This is a genomic window from Kitasatospora sp. NPDC048365, from assembly GCF_043200835.1.
GTDB classification, from domain to species: domain Bacteria; phylum Actinomycetota; class Actinomycetes; order Streptomycetales; family Streptomycetaceae; genus Kitasatospora; species Kitasatospora terrestris.
Genome location: NZ_JBICYJ010000013.1, coordinates 185,557 through 199,974 on the forward strand (window position 1 = coordinate 185,557; position 14,418 = coordinate 199,974).

The 14,418-nt window shown below is 74.2% G+C and carries 16 protein-coding genes; 5 read left to right on the forward strand and 11 right to left on the reverse strand.

What is annotated here, in order from left to right; all coding sequences use genetic code 11:
- Positions 1–34: 34 nt before the first annotated feature.
- The 6 genes from ACGFX4_RS16365 to ACGFX4_RS16390 all read right to left on the reverse strand — a co-directional run bounded on the left by ACGFX4_RS16365 (position 35) and on the right by ACGFX4_RS16390 (position 5,396).
- Positions 35–883 (reverse strand): ABC transporter permease, encoded by an 849-nt coding sequence (locus ACGFX4_RS16365; protein WP_393074045.1) that lies wholly within the window; start codon positions 881–883, stop codon positions 35–37.
- Positions 880–1,812 (reverse strand): ABC transporter ATP-binding protein, encoded by a 933-nt coding sequence (locus tag ACGFX4_RS16370; RefSeq protein WP_393074048.1) that lies wholly within the window; start codon positions 1,810–1,812, stop codon positions 880–882. Before ACGFX4_RS16370 ends, ACGFX4_RS16365 begins: the two co-directional genes overlap by 4 nt.
- A 168-nt stretch (positions 1,813–1,980) precedes the next feature.
- Positions 1,981–2,286, reverse strand: coding sequence for a hypothetical protein (locus tag ACGFX4_RS16375; protein WP_393074051.1), 306 nt, complete (start codon positions 2,284–2,286; stop codon positions 1,981–1,983).
- Positions 2,287–2,356: 70 nt separating this feature from the next.
- Complete coding sequence (locus tag ACGFX4_RS16380; protein WP_393074053.1) at positions 2,357–3,121, reverse strand: hypothetical protein; 765 nt, start codon at positions 3,119–3,121, stop codon at positions 2,357–2,359.
- Between the two features lie 93 nt (positions 3,122–3,214).
- Positions 3,215–4,333 carry a fatty acid desaturase family protein gene (locus ACGFX4_RS16385; protein ID WP_393074056.1) on the reverse strand — a complete coding sequence of 373 codons (1,119 nt, stop codon included), beginning with the start codon at positions 4,331–4,333 and terminating at the stop codon, positions 3,215–3,217.
- A 7-nt stretch (positions 4,334–4,340) separates the two neighbouring features.
- Positions 4,341–5,396, reverse strand: a complete 1,056-nt coding sequence (locus ACGFX4_RS16390) for a ferredoxin reductase (protein WP_393074059.1) — start codon at positions 5,394–5,396, stop codon at positions 4,341–4,343.
- 88 nt (positions 5,397–5,484) lie between these two features.
- Between ACGFX4_RS16390 and ACGFX4_RS16395 the strand changes: the two genes are divergently transcribed.
- Positions 5,485–6,624, forward strand: a complete 1,140-nt coding sequence (locus tag ACGFX4_RS16395; protein WP_393074062.1) for a PucR family transcriptional regulator — start codon at positions 5,485–5,487, stop codon at positions 6,622–6,624.
- A 95-nt stretch (positions 6,625–6,719) separates the two neighbouring features.
- Here ACGFX4_RS16395 and ACGFX4_RS16400 read toward each other — a convergent pair whose 3' ends face one another.
- The gene (locus tag ACGFX4_RS16400) at positions 6,720–7,499 is read right to left on the reverse strand and encodes a hypothetical protein (RefSeq protein WP_393074065.1); all 780 of its coding nucleotides are present in this window, start codon (positions 7,497–7,499) and stop codon (positions 6,720–6,722) included.
- A 163-nt stretch (positions 7,500–7,662) separates the two neighbouring features.
- The gene (locus ACGFX4_RS16405; protein ID WP_393074068.1) at positions 7,663–8,112 is read right to left on the reverse strand and encodes a hypothetical protein; all 450 of its coding nucleotides are present in this window, start codon (positions 8,110–8,112) and stop codon (positions 7,663–7,665) included.
- 387 nt (positions 8,113–8,499) lie between these two features.
- Here ACGFX4_RS16405 and ACGFX4_RS16410 point away from each other — a divergent pair, with 387 nt between their 5' ends.
- Both ACGFX4_RS16410 and ACGFX4_RS16415 read left to right on the forward strand, forming a co-directional pair.
- Positions 8,500–8,925 (forward strand): hypothetical protein, encoded by a 426-nt coding sequence (locus ACGFX4_RS16410; protein ID WP_393074071.1) that lies wholly within the window; start codon positions 8,500–8,502, stop codon positions 8,923–8,925.
- An 89-nt stretch (positions 8,926–9,014) separates the two neighbouring features.
- Complete coding sequence (locus tag ACGFX4_RS16415; protein ID WP_393074074.1) at positions 9,015–9,929, forward strand: hypothetical protein; 915 nt, start codon at positions 9,015–9,017, stop codon at positions 9,927–9,929.
- 250 nt (positions 9,930–10,179) lie between these two features.
- On the opposite strand, the gene ACGFX4_RS16420 is transcribed toward ACGFX4_RS16415, so the two are convergent.
- Positions 10,180–11,046 (reverse strand): class I SAM-dependent methyltransferase, encoded by an 867-nt coding sequence (locus ACGFX4_RS16420; RefSeq protein WP_393074076.1) that lies wholly within the window; start codon positions 11,044–11,046, stop codon positions 10,180–10,182.
- Between the two features lie 93 nt (positions 11,047–11,139).
- Between ACGFX4_RS16420 and ACGFX4_RS16425 the strand changes: the two genes are divergently transcribed.
- On the forward strand, positions 11,140–11,748 hold the full coding sequence (locus ACGFX4_RS16425; protein WP_393074079.1) for a TetR/AcrR family transcriptional regulator: 609 nt from the start codon (positions 11,140–11,142) through the stop codon (positions 11,746–11,748).
- Between the two features lie 74 nt (positions 11,749–11,822).
- Here the strand turns inward: ACGFX4_RS16425 and ACGFX4_RS16430 are convergent, their stop codons facing one another.
- Positions 11,823–12,485, reverse strand: a complete 663-nt coding sequence (locus ACGFX4_RS16430) for a response regulator (protein ID WP_393074082.1) — start codon at positions 12,483–12,485, stop codon at positions 11,823–11,825.
- Entirely contained in the window at positions 12,482–13,609 is a 1,128-nt protein-coding gene (locus ACGFX4_RS16435) for a sensor histidine kinase (protein WP_393074085.1), read from the reverse strand. The genes ACGFX4_RS16430 and ACGFX4_RS16435 overlap by 4 nt, the downstream gene beginning before the upstream one ends.
- A 225-nt stretch (positions 13,610–13,834) precedes the next feature.
- Between ACGFX4_RS16435 and ACGFX4_RS16440 the strand changes: the two genes are divergently transcribed.
- Positions 13,835–14,230, forward strand: a complete 396-nt coding sequence (locus tag ACGFX4_RS16440) for a DUF6223 family protein (protein ID WP_393074088.1) — start codon at positions 13,835–13,837, stop codon at positions 14,228–14,230.
- Positions 14,231–14,418 lie beyond the last annotated feature (188 nt).

Consider the following 14,418-nt stretch of genomic DNA (forward strand, 5'->3'; position numbering starts at 1 on the left):
GAGGTGTTCCGGGGCACCGGGCCGAGTCAGTGTGTCAGGCGTCGCTGCGGGCCAGCCGGGTGGCCGCCCCCGCCAGCGCGAGCGCCGTCCACAGCAGGAACACCGCCAGGCCGGCGCCGGGCGACAGCGTGGTCGAGTCGTGGTGCAGGGCGAACATCGCCTCGCCCGCGTTGCTGGGCAGGTACGGGCTGATGTGGCTGTGCCAGGATGTGGGCAGCAGGGAGATCAGGCCCGGCACCAGCATCAGCGCGGCGACCAGCACCGAGATCCCGCCGGCGACCGAGCGCAGCAGCATGCCGAGGGCGACGCCGATGACGCCGACGAGGGCCAGGTACAGGCCCGCTCCCAGCAGGCCGCGGACCGCGCCCGGGTCGGAGAGCGTCATGGCGGCGCGGGTGCCGGAGACGATGCCGCTGCCGGCCAGGAAGGCCACGAAGACACCGGCCGTGGCGAGGACCAGGGTGACCGCGCCGTACACGGCGGCCTTGGCCCACAGCACCGGCAGGCGGCGCGGCACCGCGGCCAGGGTGGAGCGGATCATGCCGGTCGAGTACTCGCCCGCGGCGATCAGGACGCCGAGCACGCCGAGGGCGAGCTGGGCGAAGTTGGTGCCGAACAGCGACAGGCCGAGCGCGCTGGCGTCCGCGAAGTCGCGGTCCATGGGCCGGCCGGAGGTGAGGCGGGACTTGAACTGGTAGGCGGCGATCAGGCCGAACGCCACCAGGAAGAACAGGCCGAGGCCGAGGGTGATCCAGGTGGAGCGCAGCGACCAGGTCTTCGCCCACTCCGCGCGCAGCACGCGGACGGCGGTCACCTTGTACGCGGGCCGGTCGGCCTGCCGGGCGGGAGGCGCGGCGGCGGGGCTGGGGGCCGTGGTGCTCATGCGACGCTCCTGGCGGTGTCGGTGGTGGAACCGTGGTACTCCACGGCGTCCCGGGTCAGGTCCATGAACGCCTGCTCCAGCGAGACCGTCCGGGTGGCCAACTCGTAGAGGGCGATGCCGTGTTCGGCCGCCACAGTGCCGATCCGACGGGCCGCCAGGCCGGTCACCTCCAGCTCCTCGGACCCGGCCCGGCCGGTGATCTCCACACCGGGCCCGGTGAGCAGTTCGCGCAGCTTCGCCGGGTCGGCGGAGGCGACCGTGACCCGGTCACCGCCGGCCTGCCGGACCAGCTCCTGCACGGTGGTGTCGGCCAGCAGACGGCCCCGGCCCACCACGATCAGGTGGTCGGCGACGAGGGCGACCTCGCTCATCAGGTGCGAGGAGACGAAGACCGTGCGACCTTCAGCGGCCAGGCCGGTGAGCAGGTTGCGGATCCACAGCACGCCCTCCGGGTCGAGCCCGTTCACCGGCTCGTCCAGCATCACCGTCGCCGGGTCACCCAGCAGTGCCGCCGCGATGCCCAGGCGCTGGCCCATGCCGAGCGAGAACGCCCCGGCGCGCTTCTTCGCCACCGACTCCAGGCCGGTCAGGCCGATCACCTCCTCGACCCTCGCCCGCGGGATGCCGTGGGTGTGCGCCAACGCCATCAGGTGGTTGAACGCCGAACGGCCCGGGTGGATCGACTTGGCCTCCAGCAGCGCGCCGACCTCCTGCAGCGGCGCGGCGTGCTCGGCGTACCGGCGGCCGTTGACGCTCACCGAGCCGCTGGTCGGCGCGTCCAGCCCGACGACCATCCGCATGGTCGTGGACTTCCCGGCACCGTTGGGGCCCAGGAACCCGGTCACGCTGCCGGGCTTGACCGTGAAGTCCAGCCGGTCGACGGCGGTCTTCTCCCCGTAACGCTTCGTCAGCTGCTGCGCTTCGATCATCGCTCACCTCGTGCGTCGTTCTCTGCCGTTCCCGAGCAACGCTAGGCGCACGCGGCGGCCGGATCCCGGCACGACGGGGTGATCATTGGTGGCGGGGCGGTACCGCGGTACTACGCCGACCGGGGTGGCGGGGCGGGTGCACCGGGGTCGGGCCGCCGCGCGGTGCGGTCAGTACTCCTCGTCCGGGTAGCCCCAGTCGATGGAGGTCTCGGCGCCCGGGGCGGCCTCGGCCACGGCGGAGGCGAAGGAGGTCTCGAAGTACGGCTGCCAGCGGCCGAATCCGCTGATGATGATCGGGAACCTGGACTCGCCGGTGACGTAGTGCACCCCGTTGTCGACGACCGGGCCGTAGCTGATCTGGTCCTCGAAGCCCTCGTCGCGCAGCAGGCTGCCGACGGACGCGGCGACCGCCTCGGCCTGCGCGGCGTCGGTGAGCTCGGAGACGGTGAAGTGGAGATCGATGTTCACGGACATGCCCGCAGGCTACCGGCCGTCGCCGACAGCCCTGCGGGACGAGCCGGGGCTCCGGGTCAGAGCTTCCGGGTCAGAGCTCCGGGTAGTCGTCGAAGCCGTCGTGGCCGGCGCCGGCCACCGTCAGGGCGAGCCAGCCGTGCCCCCGGACGGGGGTGTCCGTGCCGATCGCGGCCGGGTCCACCGAGAGGTGCGCGGCAGCGGTGTTGACGCCGGTGGTCTCGGACCGGCCCGGGTCCTCGGCGTACCACTCGTACTCCTCCGGGTCGTCCTCGAAGTCCGCCTCGGTCAGGACGGTCTCCCAGGGCAGCGGCGTGCCCGTCCACTCGGAGTCGTCGTTGCGCCAGTAGCCCCGGACCACCTCGCCGTCCTCCGCCGCCGCCCAGATCACCGAGTCGGCGAACGGGTCCTGGTAGTAGACCTGGGCCCGGCCGCACGCCCCGCTGAGCCGCTCGATCACCTCGTGCGGCCACCAACTCGTCGTCCCCAGCGGCTCGTTGGCGTAGATCAGCCGCCAGCCCGCGTACTCGGGCGTGACGAACACCCGGTGTACCGCGTCCGGCGCGTACTTGGTGTCCTCCCGCTGCGCCTCCTGCCCGTACCGGACCGTCACCGGAATCCGGTCGTGCAGACCCAGCACCTCGAAGGCGGCCTCGTACGTCGCGCCCGGCACCGCCAGCCACCAGTGGTCGGGCTGCTCCTCCGGGCGTTCGGCGGCGAAGCGGTCGCGGGCGAGCCGCTCCCACCCGGCCCGGTCGGGCCCCGCGGACGCGGAGGTGGCCAGCAGGACATCGACCAGGCGGGCGAGATCGGCCCCGGCGGGGATCGCGGTGTTCATTCGGGCGAGTCTAGGCCGAACGGCTGACACGACGTCACGGGACCGGCGGGGAAGCGGCGGGGGAGCCGCGGGGGAGACCCGGCGGACCGGGGATCAGGCCGCGAGGACCTCCTGCTCGCGCTTCGAGGCCCTGACCTTGGGCTTCCGGTTCGGCAGCGAGAGCCGGACGACCTTGCGCCACGCGGAGAACACCTGCTTGGGCAGCGGCCCGGTGACGTACTCCAGCTCGTACTTCTCGAACAGCGCGCGCACCTTCACCGCGACCTCGGCGTACCGGTTGCTCGGCAGGTCCGGGAACAGGTGGTGCTCGATCTGGTGCGACAGGTTGCCGCTCATGAAGTGCATGGCCCTGCTGCCGCTGATGTTCGCCGAGCCCATCATCTGGCGCAGGTACCACTGGCCGCGCGTCTCGCCGTCGATCGACCGGCGCTCGAAGACCTGGACGCCCTCGGGGAAGTGCCCGCACATGATCACCGAGTGGGACCAGATGTTGCGGACCAGGTTCGCGGTGAACGTGGCGGCGAGCGTGGGGAGGAACGACGGGCCCGACAGCAGCGGGTGGATCACGTAGTCCTTGAGCACCTGCTTGCGGATCTTGCGGCCCACGGCCCTGGCCCGCGCCCGGAACTCCGGGTCCTTGCGGCGGCGCTTGCTCAGGTTCTTGCCGAGCTCCAGGTCGTACGCCGCGATGCCGTACTCGAAGAAGCAGGCGTTGACGAGGTTCCACAGCGGCTGGCCGAGGTGGGCCGGGTGCCACTTCTGGTCCTCGTCGACGCGCATGATGCCGTAGCCGAGGTCGTTGTCCTTGCCGATCACGTTGGTGTACGTGTGGTGCAGCTCGTTGTGCGAGTGCTTCCACTGGTCGGCCGGCGAGACGTGGTCCCACTCCCAGGTGGTGGAGTGGATCTTCGGGTCGCGCATCCAGTCCCACTGGCCGTGCAGGATGTTGTGGCCGATCTCCATGTTGTCCATGATCTTCGCCACGGACAGGCCGGCGGTGCCGATCAGCCACGCGGGCGGGAAGATCGAGAACAGCAGCACGCCCCGGCTGGCCAGTTCGAGCTTGCGCTGCGCCGAGATGACCTTGCGGATGTACGCGGCGTCCTTCTCTCCGCGGCCGGCGATCACCTCGTCGCGGATCGCGTCCAGCTCGCGGCCGAGCTCCTCGATCTGCTCCGCGGTCAGGTGGGCGGTGGGGTCGATGGCGGTCAAGGTGCGCCTACCGTTCGATGTCGCAGGGGCCCGCCGCGGCGGACACGCAGGTCTGGACGAGGACGCCCGGCGCGGCCTCGGTGATCTCGCCGGTGCGCAGGTCGCGGACGGCGCCCGCCTTGAGCGGTGTGACGCAGCCGAAGCAGATGCCCATGCGGCACCCGGAGGGCATCAGCACACCGGCCTCCTCGCCGACGTCCAGCAGCGGCGTGGCGCCGTCCGCGTCGACCGTCCGGCCGGTGGCGCTGAACGTGACCTCGCCGCCCTCGCCGGTGACGACGGTGTCGGGGCGGAAGCGTTCGGTGTGCAGGAGCTCCCGGACGCCGCGCCCGGCCCAGTGCTCCTCGGCGGCGTCGAGCAGCCCCGCGGGCCCGCACGCCCAGGTCTCGCGCTCGGCCCAGTCGGGCACGAGCTCGTCGAGACGGGCGACGTCGAGCCTGCCGTCCGTGCCGGTGTGCACCTCGGTGAGGCGCAGCCGCCCGTCCGCGACCAGCTCGTGCAGCTCCTTGCGGAAGATCACGTCGTGCGGCCGCGGCGCGCAGTGGACCAGGACGACGTCGGCGAAGTCGGTGTCGCGCAGCATGCCCATCACGGGCGTGATGCCGCTTCCGGCCGTCAGGTAGAGCACCTTGGCGGGCTTGGCCTGCGGCAGCACGAAGTCACCGGTCGCCTGTTCCAGCTGGACCAGTGTGCCCGGTGCCGCCCTGCGGACCAGGTGGTTGCTGACCTTGCCGTCCGGGACCGCCTTCACGGTGATCGTGACGCGGCCGTCCCGGCGGTTCGTCGGCGAGGTGATCGAGTACGCGCGCCACAGGCGCCGCCCGTCGACGTCGACCCCGATCCGCAGGTACTGGCCGGCCGTGTGGCCGCGCCAGCCCCGTCCCGGCCTGATCACGACGGTCGAGGCGTCACCCGTCTCGGGGTGCACGGCCTCGATGCGCCCGCGCAGGTCGGCGCCCGCCCGCAGCGGGCTGACCAGGTCGAGGTAGTCCGACGGCAGCAGCGGCGTCGTGACCATCTCCAGCAGTTTCCACGCCCTGCCACGGAGGGTTGCACTCGTCATGTGTCCAGCTTGCTGCGCTTCGGGGCGTAAAGTCCTGACCGTAGGACGTGAAACTGTTCGACCGAATTGTTCGCAGGAAACAAAGAACGTGAGCCATGCCATCCGGAGGGCCAGCGAGCTGGCCCTGGACGAGACGACGGTCACCGCACTGCGGGCCGAACTGAAGACCACCGCCGACGAGGTCGTCCAGGCGATCATCGACGAGGTCCCTCCCTATGCCAACGCCCTGTCGGGCCGCATGGGCGGCACCATCCGCCGGGCGGTCCGCACCGCCCTGGGGCACTACCTGGACCTGGCGAGCGGGAACGCCACCGGCGGCGACGCCGGTGACGCGGCCTACGAGCTGGGCCGCGGCGAGGTGCGCGACGGCCGCTCGATGGACGCCCTGCTCAGCGCCTACCGCGTCGGCGCCCGGGTGGCCTGGCGGTGCCTGGCAGCCGGTGCCGTACCCGCAGGTCTGCCCGCCGCCGAGGTCGCCAAGTTCGCCGAGCTGACCTTCGCCTACATCGACGAGCTCTCCGCCGCGAGCGCCGCCGGCCACGCCGACGAGCTGGCCGCCCGGGGCAGGGCCCAGGAGCGCCACCTGGAACACCTGGCCCGCGACCTCCTCGCGGGCGCCAACCCGGACGTGCTGGCGGCCTCCGTCCAACGGGCCGGGTGGCAGCCCCCGGCCACGCTGACCGCGGTCCTGCTGCCCGCCGCCCAGGCCCGGCCCGCCTACCGCGAGCTCGACCCGGGCACCCTCGTCCTCGACGACCTGCCGGACGCCACCGGTGTGCTGCTCGTCCCCGACGCCGACCGGCCGCATCTCCTGCGGCAGCTGACCGACCGCACCGCCGTGGTCGGCCCGGCCCGGCCGTGGACCCGCGCGGCCGCCTCGTACGCACGGGCCGTACGCGCCCGCTCGCTCTCCGCCGACATCCGCGACACCGAGGACCACCTGCCCGAGCTGGTGCTGAGCGCCGACAAGGACGCGTTCGCCGACCTGCGGGCCCGAGCCCTCGCGCCGCTGCGCGCCCTGCCCGGCGCGACCGCGCGGCGGCTGGAGGAGACGCTGCGGGAATGGCTGCTGCACCAGGGCAGACGGGACGAGGTGGCGGCGGCGCTGTTCGTCCATCCCCAGACGGTCCGGTACCGGATGTCGCAGCTGCGGGAGCTGTTCCCGGATCTCGCGTCGCCGCAGCGGGTCCTCGAACTGACGCTGGCCGTGGGTCTTCGGGTCGGCTGACGCGTACCTCGACGCCCGCGACCGCGTACTCGGGCCGGGGCTCCGAGCGGGGCGCGGCCGAGGGCTGACGTCGTGCGGGTCGGCGGGTCGGCGGGTCAGTGGTGGTGGCCGGGGCTGCCGTGCGGGGGGACGCTCGGCGAGGCGGTGGATGCCGCCGGCTTGGACGCGCCGCCGGTCGACGGGGCGGGCGTGGCGGCCGGTGCAGAGGCGGATGCAGGGGCAGCGGCGGGCGGGGACGCGGGGGCCTCGTCGTGCTGGTGGTCGTGCCCGTCGGTGCCTTCGTCGTGGCCGTCCCCGGCGGGCGTGCCGTGGTGGTGGCCGCCGGACTCGGCGGGCATGCCGGCGGCGACCTGCTGCAGGCCCAGGTACCCGCCCGCGCTGACGACGAGGACGACCAGGCCGAGGGGGCCGAAGATCCGGCGCAGCGGGCGGCGGGCCTCCTTGAGGGTGAAGGCGAGGAAGGACAGCAGGAGGCCGGCAGGGATGAGCACGGCCGCGCGGGCGGGGAAGTCCTCGAAGTGCTGCATGCCGCCGCTGAGCATGCCGATGCCGAACGACAGGCCGAACGAGGTGCCGACGACGGCAACGATCCGCAGGGCGGTGAGCCGGCCCGGCTGCCGCCGCTCCGCGGCGATGGCGGCGGTGAGGAACAGGGCGGCGCCGGCCGCGCCGATCAGTGTGTAGCGGGCGGGGTCGAGGGGGTGGTGCACGATCGCGCCGCTGAGCAGGCCGGTACCGACGAAGTAGCCGATGTAGCCGAGGTAGCGGCCGATCAGGGACGGTTCGGGGCGGGAGCGGCGGGCCGCGGCCCGGCCTCCGCCGGTCGGGGTCGCCCGGCGGGAACGGTCGTCGGTGGAGGCGGTGGTGACAGACATGGGAAGCCCTCGGTGAGCGCAGGTGGGAGGCGGCCCGCGCGCCCGGGGCGGGCGGACGGGCATCAGGGCGCCCGGAGCACGGGGACGGCTGCGAGGGCCGCCGCGCGGGAACGGTGCGCGGCGGCGCGTGGCGGGCCGTTCGGCGGCTCGGGCGCGGGTGCCTCTAGACCTGGAGGACGGGGATCCCGGTGGGTGGTCCCTGGCCGCCGCGGGGCGGGGCCTTCCAGGCGCGTCCCGCGGCCGACGACAGGGGTTCGGCGGACGGCGCCGGGGGCGCCGACGCGTGCCCGGGGCCGGGCAGGACCGGCCCCTGCGGGGGATGTCCGGCCAGGCACACGTGCGTGCCGTGGTCGTGCCCGTCCGCGCCGTCGGGTGCTGCTGCCGCGAGGGCGTGACCCCGGTCGTCATGCCCGCAGGTCGGCTTCTGGGCCTCGTGCCCGTGGGTGGAAGCGGCGTGCACGACCGGCGCGTGGTGCTCGGCGGGAGTCTCGCTGTGCAGGCCGTGGGAGAGCATGACCGCCAGGGCCGCGAGGAGGGCAAGCACCCAGGCCGAGCGCCGCACGGGCGCGGCGGGACGCCTGCCGTTCGGGCGCGGGAGGAGTGGGGCTGGCACGGGGGGATCCTAGCCGAGCCCCGGCAACCCGCGGATCATGGCGGGGACAGACCCCGGCCGGTCGCCCCCGGGCGGGGAGCGAGGCCCGCACGGGGTTCACCTGACCGTGCCACGTCCGCGCCGCCGCCCTGGCGTCCAGTCCCGGCGTCGAGTCCCGGCGTCGAGTCCTCAGCGGCGGGGCTCGGGTACCGCCAGGGCGGTCAGGGGCAGGACGACGTCAGCGCCGTGCCGCTCCGCCGCGGCTGTCCGTCGACTGACCGCCGGCCGTCGTCGAGCAGTCGTCCACGCTCACCCCTTCGGAGCGGCGAGGTGGGCGTACGACGGGTACGGGGGAGGGGTATTGTCGGACCACGCCAAGCCGCCCCGGACAGGAACCCGGAGGAACCGATGCACACCAGCAGCAGCCCGGCCACGGCCCGGCTCCTCGTGGTGTGCACCCTGCTGCTCGGACTGTTCCTCATGCACGGCGCGCCGCTCGCGGCCGGAGGCTGCCACGACGACATGGCTCGCGCCGTCGCGGCCCCCGCCATGGCATCCCCGCACCTCGCGCACCCCGCGACGGCGGATGACGCCGCCGGCCGCGGCCCGCGCGCCGCACCTGCCGCCGCCGACACCCGCGGCGGATCGGCCTGCCTGTCCACGCCGGCCCACGGGCGCGTCGTGCTGGACCCGCCCCCGCTCCTGGCCGTCCTGTCCGTGGCTCTGATCGTCGGCACGGGCATGCTCGCCACGACCGCGGGAACGGCCAGGCTGCGCGGCCCCCCGGGCAGCGGGCGCCGGCTTCTCCTTCAGGTGTGCGTCGCGCGGACGTGAGAGGGCCCACCCGATTCCCCGCGCAGGGAATCGGGCACCGGCCCTGCTCACCTCCGCGCCCTCGGCGCGCCCTTCTCCAAGGACATCCGATGCGTACCACCCGCCTGTCCCGCCGCACCCTCGCCCTGGCGGGCGCCGCCCTCCTCACCACGGTCCTGGCCTCCTGCGGTTCCGGCATGGACCACGACATGCCGGGCATGAACCACGGCGGCGCCTCGCCGAGCGCCTCCGCCTCCGACGGCCACGCCATGCCCGGCATGGACCACGGCGTGCCCGTTGCCGACGGCGCCGGTGCGCCAGCCGACAACCGCTCCGGGTACCGCTTCGACGCGGCCGCCGCCACCCTGCCCGCCGGGCAGCCGACCGACTACCGCTTCAGCATCACCGGCCCCGACGGCAAGCCGGTGACCGCCTTCGCCGTCGAGCAGACCAAGCAGATGCACTTCTACGCGATCCGCTCCGATCTCACGGGCTTCCAGCACCTGCACCCCACCATGGCCCCCGACGGCACCTGGACCGCCCCGCTCACCGCCCTGACCCCCGGCTCCTGGCGCACCTACGCGTCCTTCACCCCCGACTCCGGCGACGGCAAGGGCACGGCGCTGGTCCTCTCCCGCACCGTGAACGTCGACGGCAAGGCGGACGCGGCACCGCTGCCGGCCGCAGCCACCACCACCCAGGTCGACGGCTACACCGTCACCCTCCAGGGCACCCCGATGGCCAACATGGCCCACCCCATGACGGTCACCGTCACCAAGGACGGCAAGCCGGTCACCGACCTCCAGCCCTACCTCGACACCTACGCCCACCTCACCGCCTTCCACGAGGGCGACATGGCCTTCGCCCACCTCCACCCCGCGAGCGAGGCGGCCGGCGGCGGCCAGGGCGGCCCCGCCCTCGCCTTCCACGCCGAGTTCCCCCAGGCCGGCAACTGGCGCCTGTTCCTGCAGTTCCAGACCGCCGGGCAGCTGCACACCGCTGCCATCACCCTCAAGGTCGGCTGAGCCACCCGGGGGGGGGGGGGGGGGGGGGGGGGGGGGGGGGGCCCCCCCCCGCCCCCCCCCCCCCCCCCCCCCCCCCCCCCCCCCCCCCCCCCCCCCGCGGGCCCGCCCCCCCCCCCCCCCCCCCCCCCCCGGGGCGCCCCCCCCCCGGGGGGGGGGGGCGGCCCCCCCCCCCCCCCCCCCCCCCCCGGGCACCGCCGGGCACCGCCGGGCACCGCCGTGCGGCGGTCGTGCGGCGGTCGTGCGGGTGGGGTCAGGGACGGGCGGCGGTGACCAGCCAGGCGGAGGTACGCAGCAGGACACCACCGGGCCCCGCGTACTCGGCGAGTGCGCCGGTCAGTGCGTCCCGGACCCGACCGGCCGCGGCCGGGCCCTCGGCGCCAGCGGGATCGAGGAGGCTCGCCAGGTGCCGCACCGGGCCCGAGCCCAGCAGGTGGTCGGCGGCGTCGTCGACGTCGTGGCCGAATCGTCCCCGGGCCTCGACGGGTTCGGCACGTACGTCGGTGAAGGCTGCCGCTGCCAGGACCTGATGGATCGTCGCGGGGTCGGCGAGCGAGAACATCCCCGGCCCGGAGGGGGCGCCGGCGCCCTGCGGCGGAAGCCGCAGCGCGGTTCGTACCGCGTCGAAGACCTGCACCCATTCCGTCCGGGCCGGGTCGGCCATGCAGACGAAGGCGATCCGGCCGCCGGGCCGCAGGGCCCGGCCGATGTTGCCGAACGCGGCGACCGGGTCCGCGAAGAACATGATCCCGAAGCGGCTGATCGCGACGTCGAAGCCGGCCGGCGGAAGCGGGTGGACCTGCGCGTCGCCCTGCTCGAACACGATCCGGTCGAGGCCCTCCTCGGTTGCGAGGGCGCGCGCCCGGGCGAGCATCGGGGCGGAGAGGTCCAGGCCGAGGGCCGAACCCGGGGCCGCCGCCCGGGCCGCGAGCCGGGTGGTCTGGCCGGCGCCGCAGCCCACGTCCAGCACGCGGTCCCCGGCACCGATCCCGGCCGCCTCCAGGAGGGGTGCGTCGAACCCCTCGTTGACCGCGTTCCAGCGGTCGTGGTGGTCGCTCCAGTGCCGGCCCTCGTCGCCGTTCCAGGCCTCGGACTGCTGGGTGTTGACGAGCTGACGCATGAGATCTCCCCGGTCGGACAGCTAGTATGGGCATCCGCCCATACAAAGGTATGGGCGGATGCCCATACATGCAACCCCCACCCGGAGGGCCTGATGTCACCACGCGGTGTAGCGATCGTCGATGTGCGGGAGCGGCTCTTCGCGGCGGCCGAGCGCGTACTGGCCCGGGAGGGGACCGCAGGCCTGACCAACCGCGCGGTCACCGCGGAGGCGGACTGCGCGAAGGGCCTGCTGTACAACCACTTCGCGGACCTGGACGACTTCGTCGCCCAACTGGTCCTGGACCGCTTCGAACGGCTCGCCGCCGAGGTCCGCCCGCTCCCCGAGCAGGCCGGACACGGCGACGTACGGGAGAACATCGCCCGCGTGGCGCTCGCCATGCTCGGCACGCAGGGGCCGGCGCTCACGGCGACGGCGATGTCCCGGCAGGCGGTGGTGGAACGGGTGCGGCAGGCCTGGGAGGCCGGCGCCCCCGGACCCGGCGCCGTCGAGGACGCACTCGCCCGCTACCTGGAGGCCGAACAGCGGCTCGGCAGGATCCCCGCACACGCCGACTGCGCCATGCTCGCGCTCGCCCTCGCCGGGACGGTCCACCACCTGCGCATGCACGGCAGCACCCAGTCCGCCGACAACCCCCGGCTGATCCACCGCCTGGTCGCCGCGCTCGTCGTCGGACCGGACGGATCGGCCCCCGCCGCCTGACGGCACAGGCACGGGCAGCCCAGGCACGGGCGGCCCAGGGCACGGACGCCACCGTGCGGTCCGCCGCCCGGCGGTCAGGAGCCGCGCGGGGTGACCAGGCCGGACTCGTAGGCGAGGACCACGAGTTGGGCGCGGTCGCGGGCGTGGAGCTTGGTCATGGCCCGGTTGATGTGGGTCTTCGCGGTCATCGGGCTGATCACCATGCGATCGGCGATCTGGTCGTTGGACAGCCCCCGCGCGACCAGGGTGACGGCCTCGCGTTCACGGCCGGTCAGCTCCTCCAGCCCTGTCCCGGCACCGGGGGCGAGCGGCTGCGAGACGTACCTGTCGATCAGCTTGCGGGTGATCGAGGGCGCGAGCAGGGCATCGCCGCGCGCGGCCACGCGGACGGCGTGCAGGAAATCGTCCGGGACGATGTCCTTGACCAGGAAGCCGGCTGCGCCGGCGCGCAGCGCGTCGAAGACGTACTCGTCCAGGCCGTAGTTGGTCAGGATCACGACGTGCACCTGGGCCAGGGCCGGGTCCGCGGCGATCCGCCGGGTTGCCTCGATCCCGTCGACGACCGGCATCTGGACGTCGATGAGCGCGATGTCGGGCAGGTGCTTCCTGGCGAGCTCCAGGCCCTCGGCGCCGTTGCCGGCCTCGGCCACCACCTCGATGTCGTCCTCCAGGTCGAGGAGGGCACGGAATCCGCTGCGGATGAGTGGCTGGTCGTCGACCAGCAGGACGCGGATCACGACGTCCGGTCCACGGGGAGTTCGGCCTGGACGGTGAAGCCGCCCCCGTGGCGCGGTTCGGCGCGCAGCCGGCCGCCGAGGGCGGCGACGCGCTCCTGCATGCCGAGCAGCCCGACACCGGGCGTGGGGACGGCGTCCGGCGTGGCCCTGCCGTCGTCGTCGATGCGCAGCACGAGGGTTCCGGGCCGGTGGTCGACGCGGACCGTCGCCGTCGTGGCGGCGGCGTGGCGGACGACGTTGGTCAGCGACTCCTGAACGATGCGGTAGGCGGTCCGGCCCACTGCGGCCGGCACGTCGTGCTGCCCGCCCTCCACGGTCAGCGTCGCCGCCAGCCCCGTTCTCCCGGCCCGCTCCACCAGCTCCGTGATGTGGCCGAGCCCTCGCGGCGGGGCCGTGTCGTCGTCGCGCAGCGCCTCCAGGGTCGCGCGCAGTTCCCGACTCGCCTCACGTCCGGCCTCCTGGATCGCCAGCAGGGCTTCCGGCACCTCCTCGCCGCGTCTGCGGGCCACGTGGACGGCGACCTCGGACTGCAGCTTGATGACGGAGATCTGATGGGTGAGCGAGTCGTGCAGTTCCCGGGCGATGTGCAGCCGTTCCTCGTCGGCGCGGCGCCGCGCGGTCTCCTCGCGGGTGCGCTCGGCCTCGTCCGCCCGCCGCTCGGCCTGCCGCACCGCCTCGCCCGCGGCGAAGGCGGCGATCAGCCAGGCGATCTCCAGAGTGCCGCGGGCATGCACCGAAACCTCGCCGAACGGACCCTCGCGAAGGGCCAGTGCCGTGAGTTGCAGAGCCACCAGCAGGGCCACGGACGCCGACACCGCGAGCCTGCGGTGCCCGGCCCGCACCGCGCCGTACACCGCGACCAGGTACCCGACCGCGAGCACGTCGAAACCGGCCGCCTGGTAGCCCACCGCGCACAGCCCGGTGACGGCCAGGACGGCGACCGGGGTCCGGCGGCGCGCCGCCAGCGCCAGGCCGCCGACCGCCAGCAACGCGTGTCCGAGCAGGCCGGGCGCCGTGCCGGGATGCTCCCCGGACCACCCGGTGCCCAGCATGAGCGCCGCCACGCCCACGGCGATCACCCAGTCCCCGACACCAGCCGGTACACCGAACCGTCGTTCACCCATGAGCGCACCCTAGTCAGCTGCCCGCGCGAGCGAGTCCCCCTCACGGACGAACGGCCCCCTGCCGCGCCCGCGGTACCCACACGGCGCCTACTGCGTACGTCGTAGCCGTGTTCGCCGTCGGCGGCAGCGAAAAGTGCATCCGCCTGCGGGACGACCGGCCGTGCGCCCGGCGGACAGGATCGGGGCCACGTCCAGAAGCAGGAGCCGTACGAGGAGGAGCACCTCATGTCCATCCGTTTCGTGTTTGCCGCACCGGCCGCCGTGCACACCGCGCAGGCCGCGGTCCAGCCGATCGCCGCCGATGCCTTCGACCTGACCGCGGGGCGGCTCGTCGGCACCACGGCCGCCCTGGTGGCACTGGCCGGCGTGATCGCCGGCGCCTTGGCACTGGCCCGTGCCGGCGGCCGGGGCAGTGGCCGCGGCAGCGGCAAGCGGGAGGCCCACGCGGCGCGGGTGGCGGGCCTGATCGGGGTGGTCGTCGGCGCGCTGAACCTCGCCGTCGCCGACGGCGGCCCCGGCACCGGCAACGGCGTGGTCGGTGGCGCGGCGGCACTGGTGCTGGGGCTGGTCGGCGTGGTCCTCGGCCAGCGGGCCCTTGCCTCCACCCGCCGCACTGGCTGACCGACTGACTGTGAGGATGTAGATGGCACCGCTTGGCGGTCTGACCCTCCGACTGACTGACGCCCCGGGCTGTCCTTGGCTGGAATCGTCGGTCGTCCAGGCGGTGCCGCTCTGCACGCGGCCGGTCGGGCGCCTGTGACCTCATAGGAGCCCGGCCAAAGGTCCCATCACAGTCTTGTCCTGCCGCC

Excerpts from the sequence above, each read along its gene's own strand:
- ACGFX4_RS16410 (WP_393074071.1), top strand. The coding sequence starts at position 8,500 with ATGCACACCAGCAGCAGCCCGGCCACGGCCCGGCTCCTCGTGGTGTGC.
- ACGFX4_RS16365 (WP_393074045.1), bottom strand. The coding sequence starts at position 883 with ATGAGCACCACGGCCCCCAGCCCCGCCGCCGCGCCTCCCGCCCGGCAG.
- ACGFX4_RS16440 (WP_393074088.1), top strand. The coding sequence starts at position 13,835 with ATGTCCATCCGTTTCGTGTTTGCCGCACCGGCCGCCGTGCACACCGCG.
- ACGFX4_RS16400 (WP_393074065.1), bottom strand. The coding sequence starts at position 7,499 with ATGTCTGTCACCACCGCCTCCACCGACGACCGTTCCCGCCGGGCGACC.
- ACGFX4_RS16425 (WP_393074079.1), top strand. The coding sequence starts at position 11,140 with ATGTCACCACGCGGTGTAGCGATCGTCGATGTGCGGGAGCGGCTCTTC.
- ACGFX4_RS16390 (WP_393074059.1), bottom strand. The coding sequence starts at position 5,396 with ATGACGAGTGCAACCCTCCGTGGCAGGGCGTGGAAACTGCTGGAGATG.
- ACGFX4_RS16370 (WP_393074048.1), bottom strand. The coding sequence starts at position 1,812 with ATGATCGAAGCGCAGCAGCTGACGAAGCGTTACGGGGAGAAGACCGCC.
- ACGFX4_RS16375 (WP_393074051.1), bottom strand. The coding sequence starts at position 2,286 with ATGTCCGTGAACATCGATCTCCACTTCACCGTCTCCGAGCTCACCGAC.
- ACGFX4_RS16435 (WP_393074085.1), bottom strand. The coding sequence starts at position 13,609 with ATGGGTGAACGACGGTTCGGTGTACCGGCTGGTGTCGGGGACTGGGTG.
- ACGFX4_RS16420 (WP_393074076.1), bottom strand. The coding sequence starts at position 11,046 with ATGCGTCAGCTCGTCAACACCCAGCAGTCCGAGGCCTGGAACGGCGAC.
- ACGFX4_RS16380 (WP_393074053.1), bottom strand. The coding sequence starts at position 3,121 with ATGAACACCGCGATCCCCGCCGGGGCCGATCTCGCCCGCCTGGTCGAT.
- ACGFX4_RS16415 (WP_393074074.1), top strand. The coding sequence starts at position 9,015 with ATGCGTACCACCCGCCTGTCCCGCCGCACCCTCGCCCTGGCGGGCGCC.